Origin of the sequence: Natrinema sp. H-ect4, from assembly GCF_041894845.1 — an archaeon.
Classification (GTDB): Archaea; Halobacteriota; Halobacteria; order Halobacteriales; family Natrialbaceae; genus Natrinema.
Genome location: NZ_JBHDYC010000007.1, coordinates 147,028 through 169,555, shown reverse-complemented (window position 1 = coordinate 169,555; position 22,528 = coordinate 147,028). Strand labels below are relative to the sequence as shown.

Here is a 22,528-nt window from a genome sequence, read left to right as displayed (position 1 = left end):
TCGCGTCGTCCCTTCGTAACTCGAGTAATTCAGATCCACTCGCAACTCGAGTTTTCGTTTCATCCCGTATTCTGACACTCCGCTCGACCGAATTGTCAACACGTCTGACGTAGGCTTAAGTGAGTTCGCTCAGTAGTACGCGCAGATGCACCCCGCGGTGCTGGAGGCCCCCACAGATGGGACTATTCACAGAACTCAAAGATAGTATCTCTCGGGCTGCGGATCGCCTGTTTTCGGAACAGGAGCCCAAACGAATCGGTATCTACGGTCCGCCCAACGCTGGCAAAACAACGCTCGCAAACCGTATCGCGCGTGACTGGACCGGTGACGCAGTCGGTACGGAGAGTCACGTCCCTCACGAGACGCGTCGTGCACGTCGGAAGGAAAACGTCGAGATCGAACGGGACGGCAAGACGGTGACCATCGATATCGTCGACACGCCCGGCGTGACGACGAAGGTCGATTACGAGGAGTTCACCGACGAGATGAACGAAGACGACGCCATTCGTCGCTCCCGCGAAGCGACGGAGGGCGTCGCCGAGGCGATGCACTGGCTGCGTGAGGACGTCGACGGCGTTATCTACGTCCTGGATAGTGCGGAGGATCCGATCACGCAGGTCAATACGATGCTGATCGGTATCGTCGAATCCCGTGATCTCCCGGTGCTCATCTTCGCGAACAAGACCGACCTCGAGGAATCGAGCGTCAAGCGGATCGAGGACGCCTTTCCGCAGCACACGACCGTTCCCCTCTCCGCGAAGGAAGGAGAGAACATGGACGAAGTGTACGGGAAGATCGCGGAGTACTTCGGGTGATATCGATGCCGAAAGCAACCAACGCAGACGATTCGGAGCCGGCCGACGGCGTACAGATCGACCTGATGAGCGGCGAGCGCATGGACGGCATGGCGACGATGGAGAAGATCAGAATGATCTTGGACGGCGTCCACGACGGCAACATCGTCATCCTCGAGGAGGGGTTGACGCCCGACGAGGAGAGCCGACTCATCGAGGTGACGATGGCCGAGATCAGTCCCGACGAGTTCAACGGGATCGAGATCGAGACCTATCCGAAGTCCGAGACCCGCGACTCGTCGTTACTCGGCCGGATCATGGGTAACGACGAGCCGGAGGCGAAGCTGACGGTGATCGGACCGGCGAACCAGATCGAGACGCTCCACAAGGACGAAACGCTCATCAGCGCGCTCGTGTCCCGTAACTAATGCCACACCAGTGTACGAACTGCGGCCGGACGTTCGATGACGGCTCCAAGGAGATGCTGTCGGGCTGTCCCGATTGCGGTGGGAACAAGTTCCAGTTCGCACCGACTACCGCGGCCGCAGCTGAATCGTTCGACGGGGACGCCACCGCTGGATCGGCCGAGCCCGTCACCGGTGTCGAATCCGCCGGTGTCGCCGATTCGGCCGACAGTCCCGGCACGACGGACCCGTCCACCGAATCTGAGAGCGTCACGACGCGCGCCGCGGAGACGGTTCGCGATTGGATGCCCGGTGGCTCCTCGGACGCTTCGGACCCCGCGGAGCCGTCGCCGAGAGTGGACGCCGGTTCAGGCGTCCACTCTCCATCCGAGACTCCATCGGAGTCTCCACCCGAGACTTCATCAGAGTCTCCACCCGGTGATTCGGATCCATCCTCGAAGTCGGACAAATCCTGGCCCTCGAGCGGGCGACCCGACACCACCGAACCGGACGCCTCGGCGGAGGGAGAGTTCGCCGACTGGCCGGAGACGGCGCGGCGACCCGAGGACCGATCCGGCGCATCGAGCGAGCCACCGGACGAGGAGTCCGTCAATGTCGAGCACTCGAGCGAGCGACCCGACGGTCCAACCACGACGATCGACGACGAGAACTCGGCGCAGGCCGACGCCCGCAGTGAGGTCGTTCGCCCGGACGACCTTCCCGCTCATTCCGACGGATTCGATCCGGCCGAGACTGAGCGCGACGTTGCTGGTGGCGGCGCAGGTGACGCCTCGACGACCGGAACCGACGCCCCGCCGGAACATGGCCGCGTCGTCAGCGAACCCAGCGGGGATCGTCCGTCGATCGAAGATCTCCGGGAAGAACTCAACGAACAGTTCGAGAGCATCAAGATCGTTCGCCCGGGTCAGTACGAACTCAACCTGATGGAACTCTACAATCGCGACGAGTACATCATCTCCCTGCAGGAGGACGGCCGGTACGTCATCGATGTTCCGGATTCGTGGCGCGAGGGAGACGACAGCGATGATTGAGTGAGTCGAACGCCAGCATAGCTGATCGAATCGTCGAAAATCATGCGTTCGGCAATGAACCACCCTCGAAATGACACCGGATCATTTCTACTGCAGAACCATTATATTCTCCAATAAAAGCTATCCTCTCGACAAATCTGTGTCCACTCGAAATGTTGGTCTCAAACGATACGACGACCGACAGCCTGAGAGCTGATTCTCCGGACACCCTCGAATTCGTAGCAGTTTCTGTCGAGCCGTCGACTCGACGAGAAACGATGGGTGTTCCACGAGAAGCAGGGGGTGTCGGCACGGCGGTTATCGCTCGCCGAACTCCCTCGAGCCAATTGCGCGCTCGAAGCGACTGGCGGTACAGAAAGCGTTCGAAGCGAAGAGGAGCGTTCGAAGCGAGGAGTAGCGAGCCGAGACAGATGGATTTAAGCGATACGGAACCGACGCCTCGAGTATGAGCACCGCAACCAAGGTCGTTCTCACGACGGTCGCCGTATCGGCACTGCTGTCGATCCTGCTCGTTTTCCAGACCGCACTCGCCTGATGTTCGAGGCGCGTCCACTTTCGGAACGGGTCGAGGCCGTCCGCAAGGAGCGCGCGCCCGACGTTCGAGTCCTCGACTGCGAGCGTGACTTCGAGACGCTACCGCCGGCGCACGCCGAGGATCTCGGTCTGCTTGTCGATGCCCTCGAGCCCGCGAGCTATCCGGCTGACTGGCTCCCTGACGACGCGCCGACGCTGCTCGCTCGATACGCGAGTTCGGATCTCACGATCGGGATGCCGGGCGACGGCAGCGTCGCCTGGACCCGTCAGACTGAGCCGTCGATCGCCATCGTCAAACCGCGGGTCGAGGGCTCACCCGACGCGTTCGTCGACTTTCTGATCGCCGAGGCACTCGTCCAACTCGATCTCGGAGTCCCCGAGCACTTCATCGGCTTCTTCGAGGAGTCGTATCGCGACCTCGATCAAGCCGTACCACTCGACCCGAACGACACCTATCAGGTCGCTGCGGCGCTGTACGACGGCTGGGTCGGTCTGCAGACTCGTGAGGTCTTCGCGGACTGGCACGACGACCATTCCGAACTCGCCGACGCCTGGCAGGACGCGGGAATGCGACTCGAGGACCGCGTTTCAGGGCTGTCGCGTGCGGTCGCCCGCGGTGACACGGACTTCGCGGACGCGACCGAACTCGCGTGTGCGGCGATCAAGCACGCGATCGAACTGCCGGCTCCCTTCGCCGCGCTCGACACTGACGCCTATCTGGATCACGGGCCGGCGTACGCGATCCAGTGGGCCGAGAAGACGTTCGACTCGCTCGAGGACTGATCGCTTCCAGTCATGCGAGTCGAAAGCCCACGCCCGTTGTTTCGAGCGTAGATTCACCTGAAGAAGCGTCGGTGAACGAAAACTGACACGGTGAATCGGGAACGAAAGTTGCCGACAAAAACGGCGGTGCGTGTTGTCGGTCGCTACTTAAAATTCGGTGTCGACGCTGCCGTCTTCATCGAGGTCGATGACGCCGTCAAACAGCCCGCGGAACTGATCGACGAGCGCCTCGTCGTGGGGATCCTCCGAGAGGTGGAAGAGGCCGACGGCATCGTGTTCCGCGAGTAGTTCGAGGATTCGTTCGACCGCCTCGAGGGCCTGGTCGTCGCCGGCGTAGTAGGCGAGTTCGGTGACGGAGTCGAAACTGATGCGGAGCTTTCCGTCGTGGCCGTCGAGAAAGCCGTCGATGTGCTCGACGATGCCGTCGATGTCGTCGGGGGCGGCGACGTAGTGGACGGTGTCGCTTGAGCGCCGCGAGTAGCCGCGTTCGATGCTGAGCGTGTCGAGGATCTCGGCGCATTCTTCGTCGACGTCGTAATACTCGAGTTTCTGCCTGACCTCGCGGGCGGTGGTTCGCGTGGAGACGACGAGGAAGTTGTCGGTGTCGATCTTGAGGAAATCAGTGTCGATACGGTCCGTTTCGCCGGTACTCGGATGCAAGAGGAGTACGCCGGTCCCGCCCGGAATCGTTTCCGGGGTCCCGTCTATTTCGAGCGCATAATCCATATTGACGTGAACAACTTTCGGCACTCCCTTAAGATTGCGGATGTATCTTCCACGGCAGAGACACGTCCGAAAACGGCGGAAGGGTCTCGAAAACTGGCGAGGTGGGACAGAACGACTCACCGAGCGTCGAACTCGAAATCCGGATGCCCACGGATTTCGGTCACTGACGACCCTTCAATTCTATAATTTAGGCCCACCTAAAAGAAACTGTCGGTGATTCTCGTGGCGGTGAGAACGATGCCGGTGTCGCCGGGAGTTACTGCGAAACGAGCGCTACGAAACAACCGAGCGCTACGAAGGGAGTTATCGAAGTCAGAACTGCAACCGGAGACTACCGGTGTCCATGCAAACGACAGTGGCATGCGAACGACCAGTGTCCATGCAAACGACAGTGGCCATGCGAACGACCAGTGTCCATGCAAACGACAGTGGCCATGCGAACGACCAGTGTCCATGCAAACGACAGTGGCCATGTGAACGACCAGTGTCCATGCGAACGAGTTTATTCGTGCGCCTCCCATCGGCCGCATATGACCGTCCGCGAGGAGTTCGACGAGTGGGCAACGAGCGGCCGAGACAGGGGGATGGAGGATCGCCACTGGCACACCGCCAAGCACGCCCTCGCACGGATGCCCGTCGAGTCCGGCGATACGATTCTCGATCTCGGCTGCGGAAGCGGGTACGCCGGCCGAGCACTCCGAGACACCAAAGACGCCGGTCGGGTCTACGGCCTCGACGGCGCACCGGAGATGGCCCGCAATGCGGCCGGCTATACGGACGACGAGGACGTCGGCTACGTCGTGGGTGACTTCGACGCGCTCCCCTTCGCCGACGACTCGATCGACCACGTCTGGAGTATGGAGTCGTTCTACTACGCGGCGGACCCGCATCAGACCCTCGAGGAGATCGCGCGCGTCCTCCGACCCGGTGGCACCGTCTACTGTGCGGTCAACTACTACGAAGAGAACGTCCACTCCCACGAGTGGCAGGAGTTCATCACGATCGAGATGACGCGCTGGGATCGCGAGCAGTACCGCGAGGCGTTTCGCGATGCGGGGCTATCCGTCGCCGAACAGGATACTATTCCCGACCGCGAGATCACGATCCCCGACGAGAGCGAGTTTCCGCTCGAGGATTGGGATACTCGCGAGGACATGGTCGAGCGCTACCGCGAGTTCGGGACGCTGCTGACCGTCGGCGTCGCTCCCTGAACGCCGGATAGGTGCGCGCGAATATCTGGCGCGAGGCAACTGTCCGACGCGGATCCTCTCCCTTTTCTTCTTCCCCATCGGTTCGTCGGATACGTCCCGCATCGGCGGCTGAACCCCCCAATTTCCACTCGAGACGCCCATTCCTCCGCGACAGCCCCCAACACGCCCGGTGGCTCGAGTCGAAACGTACCCGTGGTGGGGTTGAGAGCTGTACTGACTGCTATAGCGAGCACTTGAGGGCTACCGAATTCGACCCGTGCGTGACTACCGAGTCGAGAGGTGGGGTGGGAGAGACTGCGACGACGCGCGAGCTACTCGTCCCGTTCGCCCGCCGGAATCGTGATTTCGAGCCAGTTTTCCTCGGGCGGGAGCGGGCAGTCGAACGTCTCGCTGTAGGCGCAAAACGGCGAGTACGCGAGGTTGAAATCCACGATAATCTCGTCGCCGGTCGTCAGGTCCCGTTCGGACTCGAGTTCCATGTATCGACCGCCGTCGTAGGTCTGCTGGCCGGTCGTCTTGTCCCGGAACGGCACGAACAGAGGCTCCTCGTTCGGACTCTCCTGTTGGTAGGCCGCGAGTTCGAACGTGCCGTCTTCTAAGTCCTCGTCCTCGCGGTCGAGTTCGAACTCGAGCGTGACAACGCGGAGGTAGCGCATCTCGCGGCCCGCGGTGGTCTCCATCGACACGACCTCCGGATCGTCGTGAGCAGTTGCAGTCGCGCTCACGCGGTAGGCCGGGTCAGGATTGAAGTAGTCGAGCCCGTCGAACTCGTCTCGCTCCTCCGGCGGGATCGGCGACTGTGGATGGTCGGCGAAGAACTCGTCTTTCTCGGCGCGTTTCGACTCGAGTTCGTCCCGGTAGTGGTCGACGTCGATGGAGTCGGTGTCGCTCATGGCCGATCTAGGCGGGCGGGACTGGAAGGCGTTACGTTCCGCTCGGCCGTCCGCTTTTATTCACCTGACATTCATATACCATCGCGCGGCCAATCCACTCCGTCAACGCTATGGACGACCGACGATGAGTACGGCAAGAATGACGAATTGGCGGACGGTGTTCGGCCACCCCCACCCCTACGAGCCCCAGGTCGACGGTATCGAGGCGGCCATCGAGACCGGACAGGATGGCGGCTATTCCGTCATCGAAGGTGCCTGTGGGACCGGGAAGACGATGATCGCGCTCACCGCGGGGATCGACCTCGTCCGCGACCCGGACACCGATTACGAACGCGTGTTCGTGCTTACGAGCGTCAAACAGCAACTGCGCCAGTTCGAGGACGACCTCGAGACGATCAACGAGAACCTGCCGGCCGACTGGGACCCGGTTTCCGGACTCACGCTGGTCGGGAAAGCCGACGTCTGTCCGTACAACCGCGAGAAGGCGGCGGGGTTCGACGACGGCAACGTCTACGACCGCTGTGAGACCCTGCGGGACCGCACCCGCGATCTCACCGGCGAGGGCGGCGATACGACCGCACAGAATCTGGCCGCTCGCGCCCGAAGCCAGCAGATCGGACTGGCAGACAGCGGTAACCAGTCCAAGAACACGTTTCTCGAGACCGCGGGCGAACCGACATCGTACCCGCCGGCACTCCCCGAGTACGGCGATGGCGGGCCCGTGGGCGCAGAAACCGAGTACTGCCCGTTCTACGCGCAGTACCTCGAGGATCTGCCGGACGACGAGGAGAACGGATCGGCCGCGGAGGCGGTTCCGTACGACTTCACCGATGTCGGGATGGTCACCCCGGAGGAGTTGGTCGCCCGCTCGGTGAAACACGGTACCTGTCCCCACTCCGTGATGGGGGCCGCCCTCGGCGAGGTCGAGGTCGTCATCGGCAACTACTACCACGCGTTCGACCCCCGAACCGTCGGCTCCTTTACCGGCGCGTTACTCGACGAGTCGACGTACGTCGTCTGCGACGAGGCCCACATGCTGGAACCGCGCGTCCGCGATCTGGTCAGCGAGGGCGTCGCCGACAGCACGCTCCGGGACGCCGAAACCGAACTCTCGCGGGTCATCCAGCCGATCAAGTTCGAGCGCGAAGGGAGGCAGGCCGAAGGCGGCTCCAAGACCGCCGACGCAGACCTCGTTCGCGCGGAACTCAACGACAGCGACGTCTCTTATGAGGAGCTCAATCGAACACTCGAGTTCGTCCGGGATCTCCGCGAGGAACTCGACCGCCGGGTTACCGCCCACCTCGACCGGAACCACCGGGGCTGGCAGTCTGACCTGAACGATCTCCCCGACGAGGAGATTCCCCTCCGTGACCCGGCCGTGCCGGCCGAGGACGAACTCAGCGAGTGGGGGGCGGACGCGGGGTACGGCGACGCCGACTGGGTCCGCGCCGAGTCCGTCGGTGCAGTCGTCGCGCGGATCCTGAATGAGGCTGAGGACGAGGATCGAACCCGCGCCGCACCCGCCGTCGGCCGAGTCCTCGGCGAGTGGTATCGACAGGGCCACACCGATTACTTCCGGGAGATCGAACTCGAGCGCACGTGGGACGACACCGAACCCGCTGACTCGTGGCGGCGGGCCTACAACGCCCGGCTGGCTCTGCACAACTGCGTCCCCAGCGACGCCATTGGCGACCGTCTCGCCATGTTCGGCGGCGGGATCCTGATGAGCGCAACCCTCGAGCCGATGGATGCCTTCACCGAAGTCACGGGACTTCAGTACCTCGCACGCGAGGAAGATCGTCCGGTCGTCGAGCGGCGGTACGGACTCCACTTCCCCGCCGAAAACCGCGAGAGCTTCGCGGTCGCCGCACCGAAATACACCTACGATAATCGCGGCAGTCCGGGAGAAACCAATCCGACCCGGCGATCCTACGCCAACGCAATCGCGAAAGTCGCGCAGCTCTCCGGTAACGTCCTCGTCGGGATGCCCAGTTACGCCGAGGCCGAGTGGGCCGCCGGCGTCCTCGAGGATCGAGTCGAAAAGCCGGTTCTGCTCGACGCCGCGAGCGACGACGAGACCACGCAGTCGCTCAAAGACGAGTTCTTCGCGGGCGAGGGGAAGGTGCTCGTCACGAGCCTGCGGGGGACGCTGACCGAGGGCGTCGACTACAGCGGCGACCGCCTCGCCGCGGCGGTCGTCTGTGGCGTTCCGATCGTCAACACTTCGAGCCCGCGGACGACGGCCGTCCGTCGGGCCTACGACGACGAGTTCGGCGGCGTCTCCGACCGACAGTCGGGGGGCAAGCCGGGCGCGTCAGCGTCCGGTGTGGGCTTCACCTACGCGCTGACGATTCCCGCCGTTCGGAAGGCCAGGCAGGCCATCGGCCGCGTCATCCGCAGCCCCGAAGACGTCGGCGTTCGCGTCCTGCTCGACGAGCGCTACGCCCGCGATAGCTGGGACTCTGTCAGACCCTATCTGCCCGATGACGACGAGTTCCAGCCCGTCAGTCCTGACATGCTCGACGTCGGCCTCGAGCGATTTCGGTCGCGGCTCGCATCGCAGTAGCGAGTGATCACGTCGATCGGCCGTCAGTAGGGGCCTCGAGCGAGCTCGCCCCGAATCGGGGCCTTCAAGCGCCAGCGCCAGAGAAGTGGGACCGTCAACTGTGTCCGGACTGCTTCCACTCGAGACTGGCATTGCCCCACTGGCTGCCGACTCGAGTTCGCTGACAGTGACGCCCGAGATGCTGGTCGTCTTCGGGATCATCGGCCTCGCGCTCGTGTTGTTCGTCACTGAACTGCTCCCGGTCGACGTGACCGCCATTCTGATTATGGTGTTACTGATGGTTCTGGGAGCCGACGGCGTCGTGAACTTCACCGAAATTTCGACGGCCGAGGGGACCTCGGGCTTTTCGAATTCGGCGACGATCACCGTGCTGGCGATGCTCATTCTCAGTTCGGGCATCAGCCAGACGGGGGTCGTCCAGATACTCGGGCGGAAGATGTCCGCGTTCGCGGGCGACGACCTCAACAAACAGCTGCTGGCGACGATCGGCGTCAGCGGCCCGATCTCCGGCTTCATCAACAACACGCCGGTCGTCGCCATCCTCGTTCCCGTCATCTCCGATATCGCCCACAAGGGAAAAACATCGCCCTCGAAACTCCTGATCCCCCTCTCATACGCCTCGATGTTCGGCGGGATGCTCACGCTCATCGGCACCTCGACGAACATCCTCGCAAGCGACGTTTCCGAGCGGCTGCTCGGGCAGCCGTTCTCGATGTTCGAGTTCACCAAACTCGGGATCATCGTCCTGCTCGTCGGCAGCATCTATCTCCTCACTGTCGGTCACCGTCTGCTCCCCGAGCGCGTCCCCGTCGAGGAGGACTACGTCCAGGACTACGCCATCGAGGAGTACCTGACCGAAGTCGTCGTCGATGAAGACTCGCCGCTGATCGGGACGACCGTCGCCGACGCCATCGACCACGTCGAGTTCGACGCCGACATCCTGCAGGTCGTCCGCGACGACGAGGAGTTCATCGAACCGATCGGCCAGAAGACGCTCCGATCGGGTGATATGCTCCGGCTACGGGCCAACCGACCGACCGTTCAGCAACTCGTCGATCGTGGGACGCTGACGCTCGCCGGCAGCCCCGAGACCGCCGACGACTTAGAGCCCGAGGCGGTCCCCGACCGGACCCTCGTCGAGATCGTCGTCCCCCGGGGCTCGTTCCTCGTCGGCGAGTCGCTCGAGAGTTCGACGTTTCGCCAGCGCTACGACGCGACCGTACTCGCCTTCCGCAGCCGGGGCGAGACGGTTCGGAGCGACATGGACGAACGCCGGATCCGCGTGGGCGACACGCTGTTAGTTCAGGCGGCACCGGACAGCATCGACCGCCTCTCGCAGAACGACGACTTCATCGTGGCACACGAACCCGAGGAACCCGATTACCGGACCGAGAAGATCCCCCACGCGGCGGCGATCATGGCGGGCGTCGTCGGCTTCGTCGCCGTTCCGTGGGGATCGGTCGGCGCTGCGCTCGCCGCCGGGACCGGCGTCGGCGCGTTCGAGGGGCTCGCCGCTTTTTCCCTGCCGATCCTCGTGACCGCGCTCGCGGGGGTCGTCGCGATGGTCGCGACGGGCGTCCTCAAGCCGACAGAGATCTACGACGCCGTCGAGTGGGACGTGATCTTCCTCTTGGCCGGCATCATCCCGCTCGGGATCGCCCTGGAGCAGACCGGCGGGGCGGATCTCCTGGGAACCCTCGTCGCCTCGACCGGTGCCTACCTCCCAGCCATCGGCGTGTTGTGGGTGTTCTATCTCGCGACGGGCCTCATTACGGGCGTCATCTCCAACAACGCGAGCGTCGTGTTGATGCTCCCGGTGGCCGTCGAGACTGCGACCCAGATCGGTGCGAATCCGTTCGCGTTCGTCCTCGCGGTGACGTTCGCGGCCTCGACCGCGTTCCTCACGCCCGTCGGCTATCAGACGAACCTCTTCGTCTACGGGCCGGGCGGCTACAAGTTCATGGACTTCGTCCGGGTCGGCGCACCGCTGCAGTTGTTACTCTCCGTCGTGACCGTCTTCGGAATCGCGTTCTTCTGGGGACTCTCGTAGGGGGCCCCTACTCGTCCGTTTCGCTGCTCTCCTCGGTCGACTCTTCGTCGTCTAGTTCGGCGTCGTCCAGTTCAGCTTCGTCCTCGTCCGTCGTCTCGTCCGTCGGTTCGTCCTCGTCACCGCGCTCGAGTGCTTCGTCTAGTTCCCGTTCGCGCTGGCGATTCTCCTCGTCGTCCGCCTGCTTGTCTCGGCTGTCTTTTGAGTCTGCCATGCTATCTTACACGGTGGCGAGTCGGATAACGCTGTGCGACGCGTCGCCGTCGTCGAGAGAATCGATAGTCGATGACCGCTATCGAGAGCTTGCGGGGCGATACGGACGGAGTGCCGCCGCGTTCGGTACCACTCGAACGAGCGCCGAGGCTGGCTTGTACGCCACGCGCTCGCTCGGCGATTTCGCCGCGGTGAGCTTCCAGAATCCGGGCGAGTCGAACCCCAGTCGACACAGCCCCCGCTCGTCCGTCCGCACCGATTTCGTGTCGATCGAAACGACGGCCCCCTCGACGGCGTGTCGTCGATTATCGCGGACGCGGACGGTAATCTCAGTCCCGACTGCTACCTCGCTCCGCTCGAGGTCGATCCGGAGCTGTCGAGTAACCCTCATGCGGGGTGGTTCCACGACTGTCGTGAAAGAGGGCCGCTTGCGTGTTCCGGGTCGGCCGAGACGATTTTCCGGAACGGCCGAAACGACCGACGACGGCTCTCAGTGCGAATCGACGACGTGTGCGTCGTCGGGGTCGAATCCGACCGTCAGTTCGTCGCGGTCGGGAACCGCGGGAAGTCGGAGGACGATCCGCCCACCGTTCCACCGACCGTTGACGCGGACGGTTTCGCCGAGAAATTCGCTGGTCTCGACGCTCACCGTCAGCCGGTTTCGCTCCACGGACTGCGAGAGCGCACCCGGCCGCACGCAGAAGGTGAACCGATCGGTTCCGTCGGGCGCGGGCAGCGTGAATCGCTCGCCGTCGATGTCGACCCGCGCGTACTCGCCCTCGCGGCTCCGAACCTCGCCGTCGAAGACGTTGTTGTCGCCGACGAACTCCGCGACGAACCGCGTCGCTGGCTCCCGATAGATCTCCTGTGGGCGACCGACCTGCTCGACGCGGCCGCCGTTCATGACCGCGACCCGATCCGAGATCGCCAGCGCCTCCGCCTGATCGTGGGTGACGTAGACGGTCGTGATTTCGAGTTCGGACTGAATCCGTTTGACCTGTCTGCGCAGCGATTCCCGGAGCTGGGCGTCGAGCGCGCTCATCGGCTCGTCGAGCACGAGCAGATCCGGAGCCGGCGCGAGCGCTCGAGCCAGTGCCACCCGCTGTTGCTGGCCCCCGGACAGTTGGTCGGGGCTTCGGTCACCCATCCCCTCGAGATCGACCAGATTGAGTAGTTCGGCGACGCGTTCGTCGACCGACAGTCCGTCGGGCGGCTCACGAAACTGGAGGCCATAGCCGACGTTTTCGGCGACGTTCATGTGTGGAAACAGCGCGTAGCTCTGGAAGACGACGCCGACATCCCGTCGTTCGGGCGGGACGCCCGCCATCTCGCGCTCGTTGAAGCGGACGGCTCCCTCGGTCGGCTCCTCGAATCCGGCGATCGTTCGCAGCGTGGTCGTCTTTCCGCACCCGGAGGGGCCGACGAGGGTGAAGAACTCCCCGTCGCGAACCGTCAGATCGACGCCCTCGAGCGCAACGGTTCCGGCTTCGTCCGCACCGTAGACCTTCGATACGTTCTCGAGGCGGAGGCCGGTCATCGCTCGAACCTCCCGCCGACGCGGTCGACGACGACGAAGCTCGCGGCCGTGACGCCCAACAGCACCGTTCCCATGGCGATCGCGGGCCCGGAGCGGCGGCCGAGGTAGCGCTCGACGGCGACGGGCATGGTGTACGCCTCGCTGCCGCTGGCCAAAATCACCGTCGAAGAGAACTCCCCGATCGAGATAGCGAAGGCGAAGGCGGCTCCAGCGACGATGCCGCTGGCCACCAGCGGGAGTTCGACGTCCCGAAGCGCACGATATCGGGAGGCACCGAGCGCTCGAGCGGATTCGACCATCGCCGGATCGAGGTTCGACAGGAGCGGCGAGACGTTGCGCGTGACGAAGGGGTAGGCTGCGACGGCGTGAGCGGCGACGATCGCGACCGCGCCCGTCACCTGGAATCGCCAGCCGCCGGGCAGCGGAATGCCGAAGACGAGGCCCTGTAGCAGGCCGATTCCGAAGACGACGCCGCTGACCGCCAGCGGGAGCATCGCCAGGGTGTCGACGATCGCCCCGCCCCGCCCCGCACGGACCGTCACTACCGAGACGACCACGCCCATCGGCACGGCGACGACCAGCGTCGCGACCCCGAACAGCAGCGAGTTTCGGATCGCGAGCCACGGCAGCGTCTGGTAGTCGGCTCCCTCGAGTTGGCGCTCGAGCAAGAACGCGTAGTTACGCAGCGTGAACCCGCTTCCGTCAGTCACGCTGCCGACGACGAGGCTCGCCATCGGGCCGACGAAGACGACGACGGTGACGAGTCCATACCCGATGATCGCCAGTCTGCGCGGCGAGAGCGCCGTTCGGAGATCCGGAAAGAGTGGGGTTCGAGAGGGCGCAGTGGCTTCTCGAGCCAGCCCGGACTGGGCGGACTCGTATCGGAGGTAGGCGTAGGTCAGCGCGAGCGAGAGCACCGTCTCGAGGATCGCGAGCGTCGCGGCCTCGGCGTAGGCGAGTTGCCGGACTCGATCGTAGATCCAGACCTCGACGGTCGCGAGCTGGAGACCGCCCAGCGCGAGGACGATGGGGAAGGTCATGAACGTGAAGATGAAGGTCAACAGCGCGCCAGTCAGGACGGCCGGCAGGAGCTGTGGGACGACCACGTCGCGAAACGCCCGGCGAGGGCTCGCCCCGAGACTGCGGGCGGTTTCGACTGTCCGGACGTCGACGGACTCCCAGGCGGCGACGGTGACGCGGGCCACCAGCGGCGCGTTGTAGAACGCGTGAGCGACGATCACGATGGCGAGCGGGTTCCACTCGATGAATGGGTACGGCCCGAGTCCGGCGACTGCGAGAAGCTGGTTGAGCGTCCCCGCTTGCCCGAACATCGCGTAGAAGCCGACGGCGACCATGATCCCCGGTAGGACGAAGGGGAGGATCGTCAACGAGCGCAGCGTTCGCCGGCCCCGAAACTCGTAGTTCGCGAGGACGGATGCGGCGGGCAGTCCCAGCGCGAGGCTCGCGATCGTCGACAGCGCGGCCTGATAGGCCGTAAAGCCGAACAACCCCTTGCGAAACGCCGGGAACTCGAGACTCGGCCACGGTACCGGCAGCGGAATTCCGGGGAGCGGGTACTCGAGCGAGACCGAGATCGAGACGGCCGCGAGCCAGCCGACGAGCGACTCGAGGTGCGTTCTCGCCGCCAGCGGCTCTGCGAAAACGTCCGCGAGCACCCCGAAATAGAACGGGTCGGTGAGGACCGCGCGGAAGAACGCGAGGGTCGCCACGCCGTCGTCGAAGACGGCGTTGACGAAGACGACGCCGACCGGCAGGTAGAGCATGACGACGAGGATGACGGCCGTCGCGAGCGCCGTCAGGGCGAGCGCGCGGCGCTCGAGCCAGCGACGAGCGGCGGCTGGTCGATGCCAACGTCGGCCGAAACGGCTGGGTCCTCCCGATCGGGACACGGGCCTACTGGCTGGCGAATTCGCGCGCCCAGTTTTCGACCCAGCCGTCGAGGGTGCCCCGGAGGTCGTCGTAGCCGATCGTCACTGCCTCCGGCGGCACGTGTGCGTACTGGTCGAACTCCTCGTCGAGGTCGACGTGCTCCGATTCGACGGCCGGGAACTGGACGTTGCGCTGGGCGATGACTGCCTGGGCCTCGCTCGAGAGGGCAAAATCGAGGAATTCGTAGGCAAGATCGAGTTCGCTCGCTCCCTCGAAGATCCCCATCCCCTCGGGGTTGGCGTACCCCTGACCGTTCGGGAACGCGATCTGGTGCCGGCTCATGTCGTTGCCCGCGTCGGCGGCGAACACCTGATCGGTCGAGTAGGAGACGACCATCGGCCGTTCTCCGTTCATGTACGCCCCGGAATAGGATTCGCTCCAGTCATCGAGAATGCGAACGCCGTTGTCCTCGAGGTCGCGCCAGTAATCGAGATAGCCGTCCTCGCCGTAGGCGTCGATCGTCCACAGCAGGAACGCCTTCCCCGGATCGGAACGCTGGGCGTTCTGGGCGAGCAGCGCATCCTCGTAGGCCGGTTCGGTCAGATCGTCGAGCGTCTGGGGTTCGTCAACGACGGTTTCGTCGTAAACGAGGCAGATGTACCCCGTGTCGTAGGCGAGCACTCGGCCGTGGGGGTCGCCCATGTCGAGTCCGTCGCGGATCCGCCCGGCGTTGTCGATCCGGTCGACGTTGAGTTCCCGGAGGAGCCCGCCCTCGTCGAGGGTGTCGTCGATTCGGACGAGGTCGTCGATATTGACTCCGAGATAGACGTCGGCATCGATCTCGGCGTTTTGCCGCTCGCGATCGATGTAGTCATTGATAGCGTTGTTCGGAACGGTCCACTCCAGTGTGGCGTCGGGGTATTCCTCTTCAAACGCTTCCTTGAGCCACGTCCCGGCCGGATTCTTGCCGTCGACCATCGACTCGTAGGTCGCGATTCGGAGCTCTCCCGTGAGGTCCGGATTGTCCGGTTCGGGATCGCCGTCGGTGGCGGGATCGCCGCTCTCCCCGTCGCGAGTCAAGCAGCCGGCGACGCCGGTGATCGCACTCCCACCGACTGCGCCGACGAATGTTCGCCGTTTCATTACCCGGTGGTTGCACTAGGTGGTCTTAAGACCCATGATCGACGTCGATCCGTTCGAGCACCATCGCTCGAGCCGAAAGACTTTGTTCGTCGGGTGAGACTCACGTCTGTGTCAGGGACCACGTTCGGGAACGAGAGCGCGGACAGACGCCGTCCGTACGTCCTCGCAGGAGTCGTCGTCGCGCTCGGCGTCGTAACCGCTGCCATTCTGCTCGAGGTACTCGGAACCATCCTCTTCGCCCTCACCGTCGCGTACGTCCTCATGCCGGTCCAGGGCTGGCTCGTCAGACGCGGGCTCACCGAGTGGACCGGCGCGCTCGCGGCGACCCTGATCGGCTTCGTAACCGCGGTCGCCGTTTTCTCGCCGTTGGTCATCGCGCTCTACGTTCGACTCGAGCAGGTCGTCGACCTCGTCGCGTCGCTGCCGCGGGAGCCGTCGGTGTCCGTCTTCGGGATGACGTATACGATCGAAGCCGGTCAAGTACAGTCCTCCGTCCTCGACTTCCTCAGCGGGGCCGCGACCTCGTTCGCGCTGGAACTGCCGGTGCTCGCGATAAAGTTCGCGCTATTCGTTGTGCTTCTGTTCGGACTGCTACTCAAGGGCAGTGAGGCGGGCCGGGCCGCCATCGCACCGGTTCCACACGACTATCGGGATATCGTCTACGCGCTCGCCCGACGAGCCCGCGAGACGCTGTACGCCATCTACGTCCTGCAGCTGGCGACGTCGCTCGCGACACTCGCCGTCGCATACCCGTTGTTCTGGGCGCTGGGCTACGAGGCGGCGATGACGCTGGCGATCGCCGCCGCGGTCTTGCAGTTCGTTCCGATCATCGGTCCGAGCATGCTCGTCGTTCCGATCACGCTGTATCACGTCGCCGTCGGCGACCTCGTCGCGGCGACGCTGATCGGCGTACTCGGCCTCGGTCTCATCGCCTGGCTCCCCGACGTCGCCGTCCGCCCGCGACTCGCCAGACGGTCGGCCGGCTTTTCCGGCAGCCTCTACTTCGTCGGCTTCACTGGCGGGCTCTTCACCCTCGGCGCGATCGGCGTCGTCGTCGGTCCGCTGATCGTTGCCGTCTTCGTGGAAGCCGTCGATCTGCTCGCCGACGAGGTCAACAGCGACGCCACGTTCACCGAACTCATCGAAGACAACCGCGAGGAGCCGCCGACCGATCTCGGGGAGACGGAGACGACCTTCGAGGACTCGAGTTCACGGATCGCTGACGACTGATACGGACGACTGGACGGCAGTCTCGGCGCACTTGTAATTCCGAATTCGGGTGAACCGGGACACATTACAGCAGACCGCCTGACCCCCGTACCGTTCGAACCGACCGCTCGAGCGCACCGACGGCAGACACCGTTTGACCACCGACACTTTTCTCTCTGCTACCCTTTGGTTTCGGTATGGTTCGGAGCCGAACGATCGTCAACGCGGGTATCGGCGCTATCATCGGCGTCGTCCTCTCGTTTATCCCCTTCTCGCCCGTCCTCGGCGGGGCCGTCGCGGGATTCCTCGAGGGACCGGACGAACGAGCGGGCGCGGTCGCGGGCGCGCTGGCCGGAGCGATCGCGTTCCTCCCCATCGCAGGGATCGGGTTCCTCCTCTTCGGCTTCCTCAGTCTCGGACTCGCCGGTGGCGTCCCCGTCGAAGGGGTCGCCCTGTTCGCGCTCGTGATCCTCGGCGTCGGAGCCTTCATCCTCCTCTACACCGTCGGCCTGTCGCTGCTCGGTGGGTATCTGGGGGCGTACCTCGCGCGGGAGTATCCCGACAGCCACCGCCGAACCCGTGAAACGGTCGGATTCGAGACAAACTCGGTGGACAGGTCCCGAACGTCCGGTTCGACGTCGACCCGAGACCGCGAGTTCAGCCGCGAATCCGACTCCGCGCTCGAGGGCGGCGACTCGAGCCGACGCGAGGACGATCGATACGCGGACGTGGATCGCGACCGCGGCTCCGAGCGAGAGCGCTGATCGTACGACGTGGGGATCGTACAGTCCGGTGTGAGACATGTGGCAGGGGGATATCTCTCGATCGAGAGCCTCAGCTCCTCATTCGTACCTCAGCGCGTCGATCGGATCCGTCCGCGCGGCCCGCCAGGCCGGATACAGCCCTGCGAGAACCCCGACGAGTATCCCCACGGCGATGGCGATCGCGACGTACTCGAGGGGGTAGACCAGCGGGAGATCGACGTACTGCGCCCCGAGATAGCCGCCGACGAGCCCCAGCCCCGTTCCCAGGATCGCGCCGATCACGCCCAGAATCACCGATTCGGTCAGGAACAGCCCGAGCACGTCGCGGTTCTGCGCGCCGACGGCTTTCATGATCCCGATCTCGCGGGTCCGCTCGGTGACGCTGACGAGCATGATGTTCGCGATCCCGATCGACCCGACGAGCAGGGAGATGGCTGCGATGCCGACGATGAAGTTCCGCAGGAGATCTAGCACATCCTGAAGCTGGCCCAGCAGCTCCGTACTCGTTTGCAACTGCACCTCGAGGTCGTCGCCCAGGAACTCGCTCGCGTCGGAGGCGTCGCTCTCGAGGTAGTCGGTCGCGCTCTCGCGGGCGGCGTCGATGTCGGACTGGTCGGCCGATTCGGCCTCCACGATGATCGCCAGAAAGCGAGCGTCGCTGCTCGTGTCATCCCCATCGCCGCCGTTTCCGTTACCAGCGCTTTCGTTGGTGACACTCTCGTTTCCACCGCTCTCGTTGCCGTCGCTCTCGGCTCCGCCGTCGCCGTTGCTCTCATCGTCACCCCCGAATCCCAGTCCGACTGCCTGTTCGGCGTAGTAGGGATCCGTCGGTACGTAGACTCGCGGCGAGGACTCGAACCCCTCGAACGGGCTCAGTCCCTCGCTGGTATCGGTGATGCCGACCACTTCGAGGGTCGTCTCTTGGCCGCCCAGTATCGTCACGGTCAGTTCGTCGCCGACGCTGACGTTCTCCTCGAACTGGCCCGCCGCCGCGGGGTTGATCACCGCTTCGCGCTCCCCCATTTCGAACTGCCTGCCCTCGACCAGCCGCTCCTCGCGGATGTACGACGGCCCCGACGCGATCAACCCGTTACCCTGTGCGACCTGCTCCTCGCCGTTCGAGATCGCCTGCGTCTGAATCGTCGCGTAGCCGTAGGCCGCCTCGACCGACTCGAGGTCCTCGACCGCCGCGAGATCGTCCGGCGTGAAGACTGGCTGGGCACCCGCTAGCGGGCCGCCCTCGGTATCGGGTTCGGCGGCCCAGCCGTAGACGTTGCGCTGATCGTCGGGACTGATGTCACCGATCACGCCGGCCTGCAGGCTCGCACCCAGCGTGACGAACGTGATCACCGCAGCGATGCCGATCACGATCCCCAGCGTCGTCAGCGCCGAGCGGAGCCGATGGCCGCGGATCGACCGCCACGCGAGACGGAGGCTCTCGAGCGGGTTCATTCGGCGTCGCCTCCGCCGTTTCGCCTTCCCTCGCGTCCCGATCCGCGGTCAGTCGTCGGTCCCGCCCGCGACTCGCCGCTTTCCTTGAGGTCCTCGATCCGCTCGATTTTCCCGTCGAGCAGGTGGATGATCCGGTCGGCCCGCTCGGCGACGTGGCGCTCGTGGGTAACGACGAGCATCGTCGTCCCGCCGCCGTGGAACTCGTCGAAGAGGTCCAGAATATCGGACTCGGTGTCGGTATCGAGGTTCCCCGACGGCTCGTCGGCCAGCACGATCGCCGGGTCGTTGACCAGTGCCCGGGCGAGCGCCACCCGCTGGCGCTGGCCGCCCGATAGTTCGTTCGGCAGGTGATCCGCCCGGTCGGCCAGGCCGACGCGCTCGAGCAGGTCGCGCGCACGCTCGCGGCGCTCGGACCGGCCGACATTCTGGAACAACTGCGGTAACGCCACGTTCTCGACGGCATTCAGCCGCGGCATCAGGTTGAACGTCTGGAAGACGAAGCCGACCTCGGTCCCCCGAAGTCGGGTCCGTTCGCGGTCGCTGAGCGTCTCGACCTCGCGACCCCCCACGACGACCGTGCCCTCGGTCGGCGTATCGAGACAGCCGACGAGGTTCATTAGCGTCGATTTCCCGGACCCACTCGGTCCCATGATCGCGGTGTAGGATCCCTGTGGCACCTCGAGGGAGACACCGTCGAGCGCGTGAACCGGTTCACCGATCCGATATGTCTTGCGGACGTTCGAGAGGGAGACGGCCGTGCCCGAAGTCGCCATGCGCGTTCGACCACGGACGGTCCAAAAAAGGTTCGGCGCAACGGCGGCCGAAAGCGGTCACTGACCGCAGGTTGCGGGCGACTTCCCTACCACTCGCTACTGACAGCTCCGTCCTGTGACGGTTCCCCACTCGTCACGTCACTGCGGATAACGACGTAGATGATGAGGGCGATAATCCCCAGCGGTGGAAAGAGCAAGAGGAGTCCGGCAACGCCGATCGTCCACAAGAGTTCGTTGTTCTCGCGTTTCGAGGCGTCCTTGTAAACCCAGTAGGCGACGCCGATCGTGATGAGGAGAAGGACCAACACCCCGATGAGATAGTACATCATCAGATCGCCTGCGTCGGTCTGTAATGGGAGGAGGGCACGCTCCAGCATCATCTCACCCGCCTCGAGCGGTCGATCGTTTGGATGCGGGACCATCGGTGTCGGTCGATACTCGCTCGACCGACGGGACGTGGAGTGTTTTCGTTCATCGTATCACTCTACACGTGATATACAATAAACACTAAATAAAGGTCTTTTCATTGACAGCACGACGGGTCGCCGCGATACCAATAGCGAGTACGGCCGGTCGTCCGTCCCATCGCCGTTCACCGAAGGCCGAGGGTGCAGGTGCCGTCCGTCCCCCCCTCGTGTCGCCGCTTCCCGGGCTGATGAGGCAACCTATTTGTACTTCGAAAAACTACGATACTTAAACAGTGCCCTCCATCGACATCTCTGATGTGACGAAGCGGTACGGTACCGAAACGGCCCTCGAGGGACTGGATCTCACCGTCGAACGCGGCGAGATCTACGGCTTCCTCGGCCCGAACGGCGCGGGAAAGTCGACGACGATCAACCTCGTCCTCGATTTCATTCGGCCGACCGAAGGCGAGGTACGCGTCTTCGATCTGGACGCCCAGTCGGACAGCCTCGAGATCCGCGAGCGGACCGGCATCCTCCCCGAAGGGGCCGAACTGTACGACCGGCTAACCGGCCGTCAGCACGTCGAGTTCGCGATCGAATCGAAACGAGCCGACGACGACCCCGACGAACTCATCGAGCGAGTCGGACTGTCGAGCGACGATGCCGACCGGAAGGCCGGCGGCTACTCGAAGGGGATGGCCCAGCGACTCATGCTCGCGACGGCGCTGGTCGGCGACCCCGACCTGCTGATCCTCGACGAGCCCTCGACCGGACTCGATCCGAACGGCGCTCGCTAGATGCGCGAGATCATCCGCGAGGAGAACGCCCGCGGTGCGACCGTCTTCTTCTCCTCGCACGTCCTCGGTCAGGTCGAAGCGGTCTGCGACCGCGTCGGCATCCTCCGGGACGGCGATCTGATCGCCGAAGACACCGTCGACGGGCTTCGCGACGCCATGCCGAACGAGACCCGACTTCGCGTGATCCTCGACCGCGTCCCGGACGACTCCTCGGCCGCGCTCGAGGCGGTCGAATCGGTCGACGGCGTCTCGTCGGTGACGCCCGAGGGCCGAACCATCGTCGTCGCCTGCGAAGACCGGGCGAAGACGACCGTGTTGCACACCATCGAGGAGTACGGCGTGACCGTCGAGGACTTCGAAACCGACGAGTCCTCGCTCGAGGATCTGTTCATGGCCTACACGTCCGATTCGGCCGGTAGTACGGGGGTGGTACAGTGAGTTCGATCGTCGTCGCGAAGAAGGATTTCCGCGACGCCATGCGATCCCGCGTGCTGCTCGGTCTCATCGCCGTCTTCTCCCTGTTCACCGTTGGCGGCGCGTTCCTCGCGTCGCGGGTATCGGAGCTGTTCGACTCGGGCGGCGGCGAGACGACGGTCGATCTGATCCTCGCGTTGCAGACGCCGGCGAGCTTTCTCGTACCCGTTATCGCTCTGGTCGTCGGCTACGGCGCGATCGCTGGCGAGCGAGAGAGCGGGAGCCTGAAGTTCCTCCTCGGACTGCCACACCGTCGCCGTGACGTCGTCTTGGGGAAGGTGCTCGGTCGAACGGCGGTGGTAGCCGTCTCGATCCTGATCGGTTTCGGCGTCGGCCTGATCGGACTCGTCGCCTTCATCGGTGAGGTCTCGATCGTCGACTACGTCACCTTCACGCTGGTGACGGTGCTGTTCGGGTTCGTCTACGTCTGTATCGGCGTCGGTCTCTCCTCGATGACGCGGTCGACGACCAAAGCAGCGATCGGTGCGTTCGGACTGGTCGTGCTGTTCTGGTTCCTCTGGAGCTTCCTCTCACAGGCACTGCTCTACGTCGTCGAGGGCGAGTTCCTCCCCGACACGCTTCCCGACTGGTTCCTCGTCATGAACTCGTTGACGCCCGACGCCGCCTACGGCTCCGCGATCGCTGCCGTGCTCAGTGACAATCAGTTCACGGTAGCCAGCACGTACGAGACCGCAGGGCTGACCGACGGGAGTCTCCCGGTCGTCGCCGAGCCGTGGTTCGGCTTCGTCCTCCTCGCCATCTGGGCGCTCGTCCCGCTCGGATTCGGTCTCTGGCGGTTCGACCGCGTCGACCTCTGATCGACGCCGCCGAGTTACAACGTTTTTCCCGTCGCCGCTCG

At 64.4% G+C, this 22,528-nt stretch carries 20 protein-coding genes and 1 pseudogene; 11 read left to right on the top strand and 10 right to left on the bottom strand.

Annotated elements, in window-relative coordinates; translation table 11 throughout:
• Positions 1-176: 176 nt before the first annotated feature.
• From ACEWFR_RS11155 to ACEWFR_RS11140, 4 genes are all read left to right on the top strand, one after another.
• The gene (locus ACEWFR_RS11155) at positions 177-815 is read left to right on the top strand and encodes an Era-like GTP-binding protein (protein ID WP_098725035.1); all 639 of its coding nucleotides are present in this window, start codon (positions 177-179) and stop codon (positions 813-815) included.
• A gap of 5 nt (positions 816-820) precedes the next feature.
• A complete protein-coding gene (locus ACEWFR_RS11150; protein ID WP_374061089.1) occupies positions 821-1,222 on the top strand; it encodes a DUF2073 domain-containing protein in 402 nt (133 codons plus the stop codon).
• Positions 1,222-2,250: a Zn-ribbon containing protein gene (locus ACEWFR_RS11145; RefSeq protein WP_374061088.1), complete on the top strand. Its 1,029-nt coding sequence runs from the start codon at positions 1,222-1,224 to the stop codon at positions 2,248-2,250. The genes ACEWFR_RS11150 and ACEWFR_RS11145 overlap by 1 nt, the downstream gene beginning before the upstream one ends.
• 534 nt (positions 2,251-2,784) lie before the next feature.
• The gene (locus ACEWFR_RS11140) at positions 2,785-3,567 is read left to right on the top strand and encodes a hypothetical protein (RefSeq protein WP_374061087.1); all 783 of its coding nucleotides are present in this window, start codon (positions 2,785-2,787) and stop codon (positions 3,565-3,567) included.
• A 147-nt stretch (positions 3,568-3,714) separates the two neighbouring features.
• Here the strand turns inward: ACEWFR_RS11140 and ACEWFR_RS11135 are convergent, their stop codons facing one another.
• Entirely contained in the window at positions 3,715-4,293 is a 579-nt protein-coding gene (locus tag ACEWFR_RS11135) for a hypothetical protein (protein WP_098725032.1), read from the bottom strand.
• Between the two features lie 530 nt (positions 4,294-4,823).
• Here ACEWFR_RS11135 and ACEWFR_RS11130 point away from each other — a divergent pair.
• On the top strand, positions 4,824-5,504 hold the full coding sequence (locus ACEWFR_RS11130; protein ID WP_374061086.1) for a class I SAM-dependent methyltransferase: 681 nt from the start codon (positions 4,824-4,826) through the stop codon (positions 5,502-5,504).
• Positions 5,505-5,815: 311 nt separating this feature from the next.
• Here the strand turns inward: ACEWFR_RS11130 and ACEWFR_RS11125 are convergent, their stop codons facing one another.
• Positions 5,816-6,397: a DUF1684 domain-containing protein gene (locus tag ACEWFR_RS11125; protein ID WP_374061085.1), complete on the bottom strand. Its 582-nt coding sequence runs from the start codon at positions 6,395-6,397 to the stop codon at positions 5,816-5,818.
• Between the two features lie 139 nt (positions 6,398-6,536).
• Here ACEWFR_RS11125 and ACEWFR_RS11120 point away from each other — a divergent pair, with 139 nt between their 5' ends.
• Together ACEWFR_RS11120 and ACEWFR_RS11115 are read left to right on the top strand one after the other, a co-directional pair.
• Positions 6,537-8,963 (top strand): ATP-dependent DNA helicase, encoded by a 2,427-nt coding sequence (locus ACEWFR_RS11120; RefSeq protein WP_374061144.1) that lies wholly within the window; start codon positions 6,537-6,539, stop codon positions 8,961-8,963.
• A 178-nt stretch (positions 8,964-9,141) separates the two neighbouring features.
• Entirely contained in the window at positions 9,142-11,013 is a 1,872-nt protein-coding gene (locus ACEWFR_RS11115) for an SLC13 family permease (RefSeq protein ID WP_374061143.1), read from the top strand.
• 7 nt (positions 11,014-11,020) lie between these two features.
• Here ACEWFR_RS11115 and ACEWFR_RS11110 read toward each other — a convergent pair whose 3' ends face one another.
• From ACEWFR_RS11110 to ACEWFR_RS11090, 5 genes are all read right to left on the bottom strand, one after another.
• Complete coding sequence (locus ACEWFR_RS11110; protein ID WP_374061084.1) at positions 11,021-11,224, bottom strand: hypothetical protein; 204 nt, start codon at positions 11,222-11,224, stop codon at positions 11,021-11,023.
• Positions 11,225-11,302: 78 nt separating this feature from the next.
• Positions 11,303-11,614, bottom strand: a complete 312-nt coding sequence (locus tag ACEWFR_RS11105) for a carboxypeptidase regulatory-like domain-containing protein (protein WP_374061083.1) — start codon at positions 11,612-11,614, stop codon at positions 11,303-11,305.
• A gap of 99 nt (positions 11,615-11,713) precedes the next feature.
• A complete protein-coding gene (locus tag ACEWFR_RS11100; RefSeq protein ID WP_374061082.1) occupies positions 11,714-12,760 on the bottom strand; it encodes an ABC transporter ATP-binding protein in 1,047 nt (348 codons plus the stop codon).
• A complete protein-coding gene (locus ACEWFR_RS11095) occupies positions 12,757-14,670 on the bottom strand; it encodes an ABC transporter permease (protein ID WP_374061081.1) in 1,914 nt (637 codons plus the stop codon). The genes ACEWFR_RS11100 and ACEWFR_RS11095 overlap by 4 nt, the downstream gene beginning before the upstream one ends.
• 4 nt (positions 14,671-14,674) lie before the next feature.
• Entirely contained in the window at positions 14,675-15,793 is a 1,119-nt protein-coding gene (locus tag ACEWFR_RS11090; protein WP_374061080.1) for a thiamine ABC transporter substrate binding subunit, read from the bottom strand.
• 108 nt (positions 15,794-15,901) lie between these two features.
• On the opposite strand from ACEWFR_RS11090, the gene ACEWFR_RS11085 reads away from it, so the two are divergent.
• Complete coding sequence (locus ACEWFR_RS11085) at positions 15,902-17,023, top strand: AI-2E family transporter (protein ID WP_374061079.1); 1,122 nt, start codon at positions 15,902-15,904, stop codon at positions 17,021-17,023.
• A 176-nt stretch (positions 17,024-17,199) separates the two neighbouring features.
• Positions 17,200-17,766 carry a DUF5518 domain-containing protein gene (locus ACEWFR_RS11080; RefSeq protein ID WP_374061078.1) on the top strand — a complete coding sequence of 189 codons (567 nt, stop codon included), beginning with the start codon at positions 17,200-17,202 and terminating at the stop codon, positions 17,764-17,766.
• A gap of 78 nt (positions 17,767-17,844) precedes the next feature.
• Here ACEWFR_RS11080 and ACEWFR_RS11075 read toward each other — a convergent pair whose 3' ends face one another.
• The 3 genes from ACEWFR_RS11075 to ACEWFR_RS11065 form a co-directional block, all read right to left on the bottom strand.
• Positions 17,845-19,218, bottom strand: coding sequence for an ABC transporter permease (locus ACEWFR_RS11075; protein WP_374061077.1), 1,374 nt, complete (start codon positions 19,216-19,218; stop codon positions 17,845-17,847).
• Positions 19,215-19,991: an ABC transporter ATP-binding protein gene (locus ACEWFR_RS11070; protein ID WP_374061076.1), complete on the bottom strand. Its 777-nt coding sequence runs from the start codon at positions 19,989-19,991 to the stop codon at positions 19,215-19,217. The genes ACEWFR_RS11075 and ACEWFR_RS11070 overlap by 4 nt, the downstream gene beginning before the upstream one ends.
• 86 nt (positions 19,992-20,077) lie before the next feature.
• A complete protein-coding gene (locus tag ACEWFR_RS11065; protein ID WP_374061075.1) occupies positions 20,078-20,413 on the bottom strand; it encodes a hypothetical protein in 336 nt (111 codons plus the stop codon).
• Positions 20,414-20,691: 278 nt separating this feature from the next.
• On the opposite strand from ACEWFR_RS11065, the pseudogene ACEWFR_RS11060 reads away from it, so the two are divergent.
• Positions 20,692-21,633 (top strand): annotated as a pseudogene (locus ACEWFR_RS11060) (ABC transporter ATP-binding protein).
• Positions 21,630-22,487 carry an ABC transporter permease gene (locus tag ACEWFR_RS11055; RefSeq protein ID WP_374061074.1) on the top strand — a complete coding sequence of 286 codons (858 nt, stop codon included), beginning with the start codon at positions 21,630-21,632 and terminating at the stop codon, positions 22,485-22,487. The pseudogene ACEWFR_RS11060 and the gene ACEWFR_RS11055 overlap by 4 nt, the downstream one beginning before the upstream one ends.
• The last annotated feature ends 41 nt before the right edge of the window (positions 22,488-22,528 follow it).

What these genes read in the sequence shown, in the direction of transcription:
- ACEWFR_RS11155 (WP_098725035.1), top strand. Translation starts at nt 177, where the DNA reads ATGGGACTATTCACAGAACTCAAAGATAGTATCTCTCGGGCTGCGGAT.
- ACEWFR_RS11150 (WP_374061089.1), top strand. Translation starts at nt 821, where the DNA reads ATGCCGAAAGCAACCAACGCAGACGATTCGGAGCCGGCCGACGGCGTA.
- ACEWFR_RS11145 (WP_374061088.1), top strand. Translation starts at nt 1,222, where the DNA reads ATGCCACACCAGTGTACGAACTGCGGCCGGACGTTCGATGACGGCTCC.
- ACEWFR_RS11140 (WP_374061087.1), top strand. Translation starts at nt 2,785, where the DNA reads ATGTTCGAGGCGCGTCCACTTTCGGAACGGGTCGAGGCCGTCCGCAAG.
- ACEWFR_RS11135 (WP_098725032.1), bottom strand. Translation starts at nt 4,293, where the DNA reads ATGGATTATGCGCTCGAAATAGACGGGACCCCGGAAACGATTCCGGGC.
- ACEWFR_RS11130 (WP_374061086.1), top strand. Translation starts at nt 4,824, where the DNA reads ATGACCGTCCGCGAGGAGTTCGACGAGTGGGCAACGAGCGGCCGAGAC.
- ACEWFR_RS11125 (WP_374061085.1), bottom strand. Translation starts at nt 6,397, where the DNA reads ATGAGCGACACCGACTCCATCGACGTCGACCACTACCGGGACGAACTC.
- ACEWFR_RS11120 (WP_374061144.1), top strand. Translation starts at nt 6,537, where the DNA reads ATGACGAATTGGCGGACGGTGTTCGGCCACCCCCACCCCTACGAGCCC.
- ACEWFR_RS11115 (WP_374061143.1), top strand. Translation starts at nt 9,142, where the DNA reads ATGCTGGTCGTCTTCGGGATCATCGGCCTCGCGCTCGTGTTGTTCGTC.
- ACEWFR_RS11110 (WP_374061084.1), bottom strand. Translation starts at nt 11,224, where the DNA reads ATGGCAGACTCAAAAGACAGCCGAGACAAGCAGGCGGACGACGAGGAG.
- ACEWFR_RS11105 (WP_374061083.1), bottom strand. Translation starts at nt 11,614, where the DNA reads ATGAGGGTTACTCGACAGCTCCGGATCGACCTCGAGCGGAGCGAGGTA.
- ACEWFR_RS11100 (WP_374061082.1), bottom strand. Translation starts at nt 12,760, where the DNA reads ATGACCGGCCTCCGCCTCGAGAACGTATCGAAGGTCTACGGTGCGGAC.
- ACEWFR_RS11090 (WP_374061080.1), bottom strand. Translation starts at nt 15,793, where the DNA reads ATGAAACGGCGAACATTCGTCGGCGCAGTCGGTGGGAGTGCGATCACC.
- ACEWFR_RS11080 (WP_374061078.1), top strand. Translation starts at nt 17,200, where the DNA reads ATGGTTCGGAGCCGAACGATCGTCAACGCGGGTATCGGCGCTATCATC.
- ACEWFR_RS11075 (WP_374061077.1), bottom strand. Translation starts at nt 19,218, where the DNA reads ATGAACCCGCTCGAGAGCCTCCGTCTCGCGTGGCGGTCGATCCGCGGC.
- ACEWFR_RS11070 (WP_374061076.1), bottom strand. Translation starts at nt 19,991, where the DNA reads ATGGCGACTTCGGGCACGGCCGTCTCCCTCTCGAACGTCCGCAAGACA.
- ACEWFR_RS11065 (WP_374061075.1), bottom strand. Translation starts at nt 20,413, where the DNA reads ATGGTCCCGCATCCAAACGATCGACCGCTCGAGGCGGGTGAGATGATG.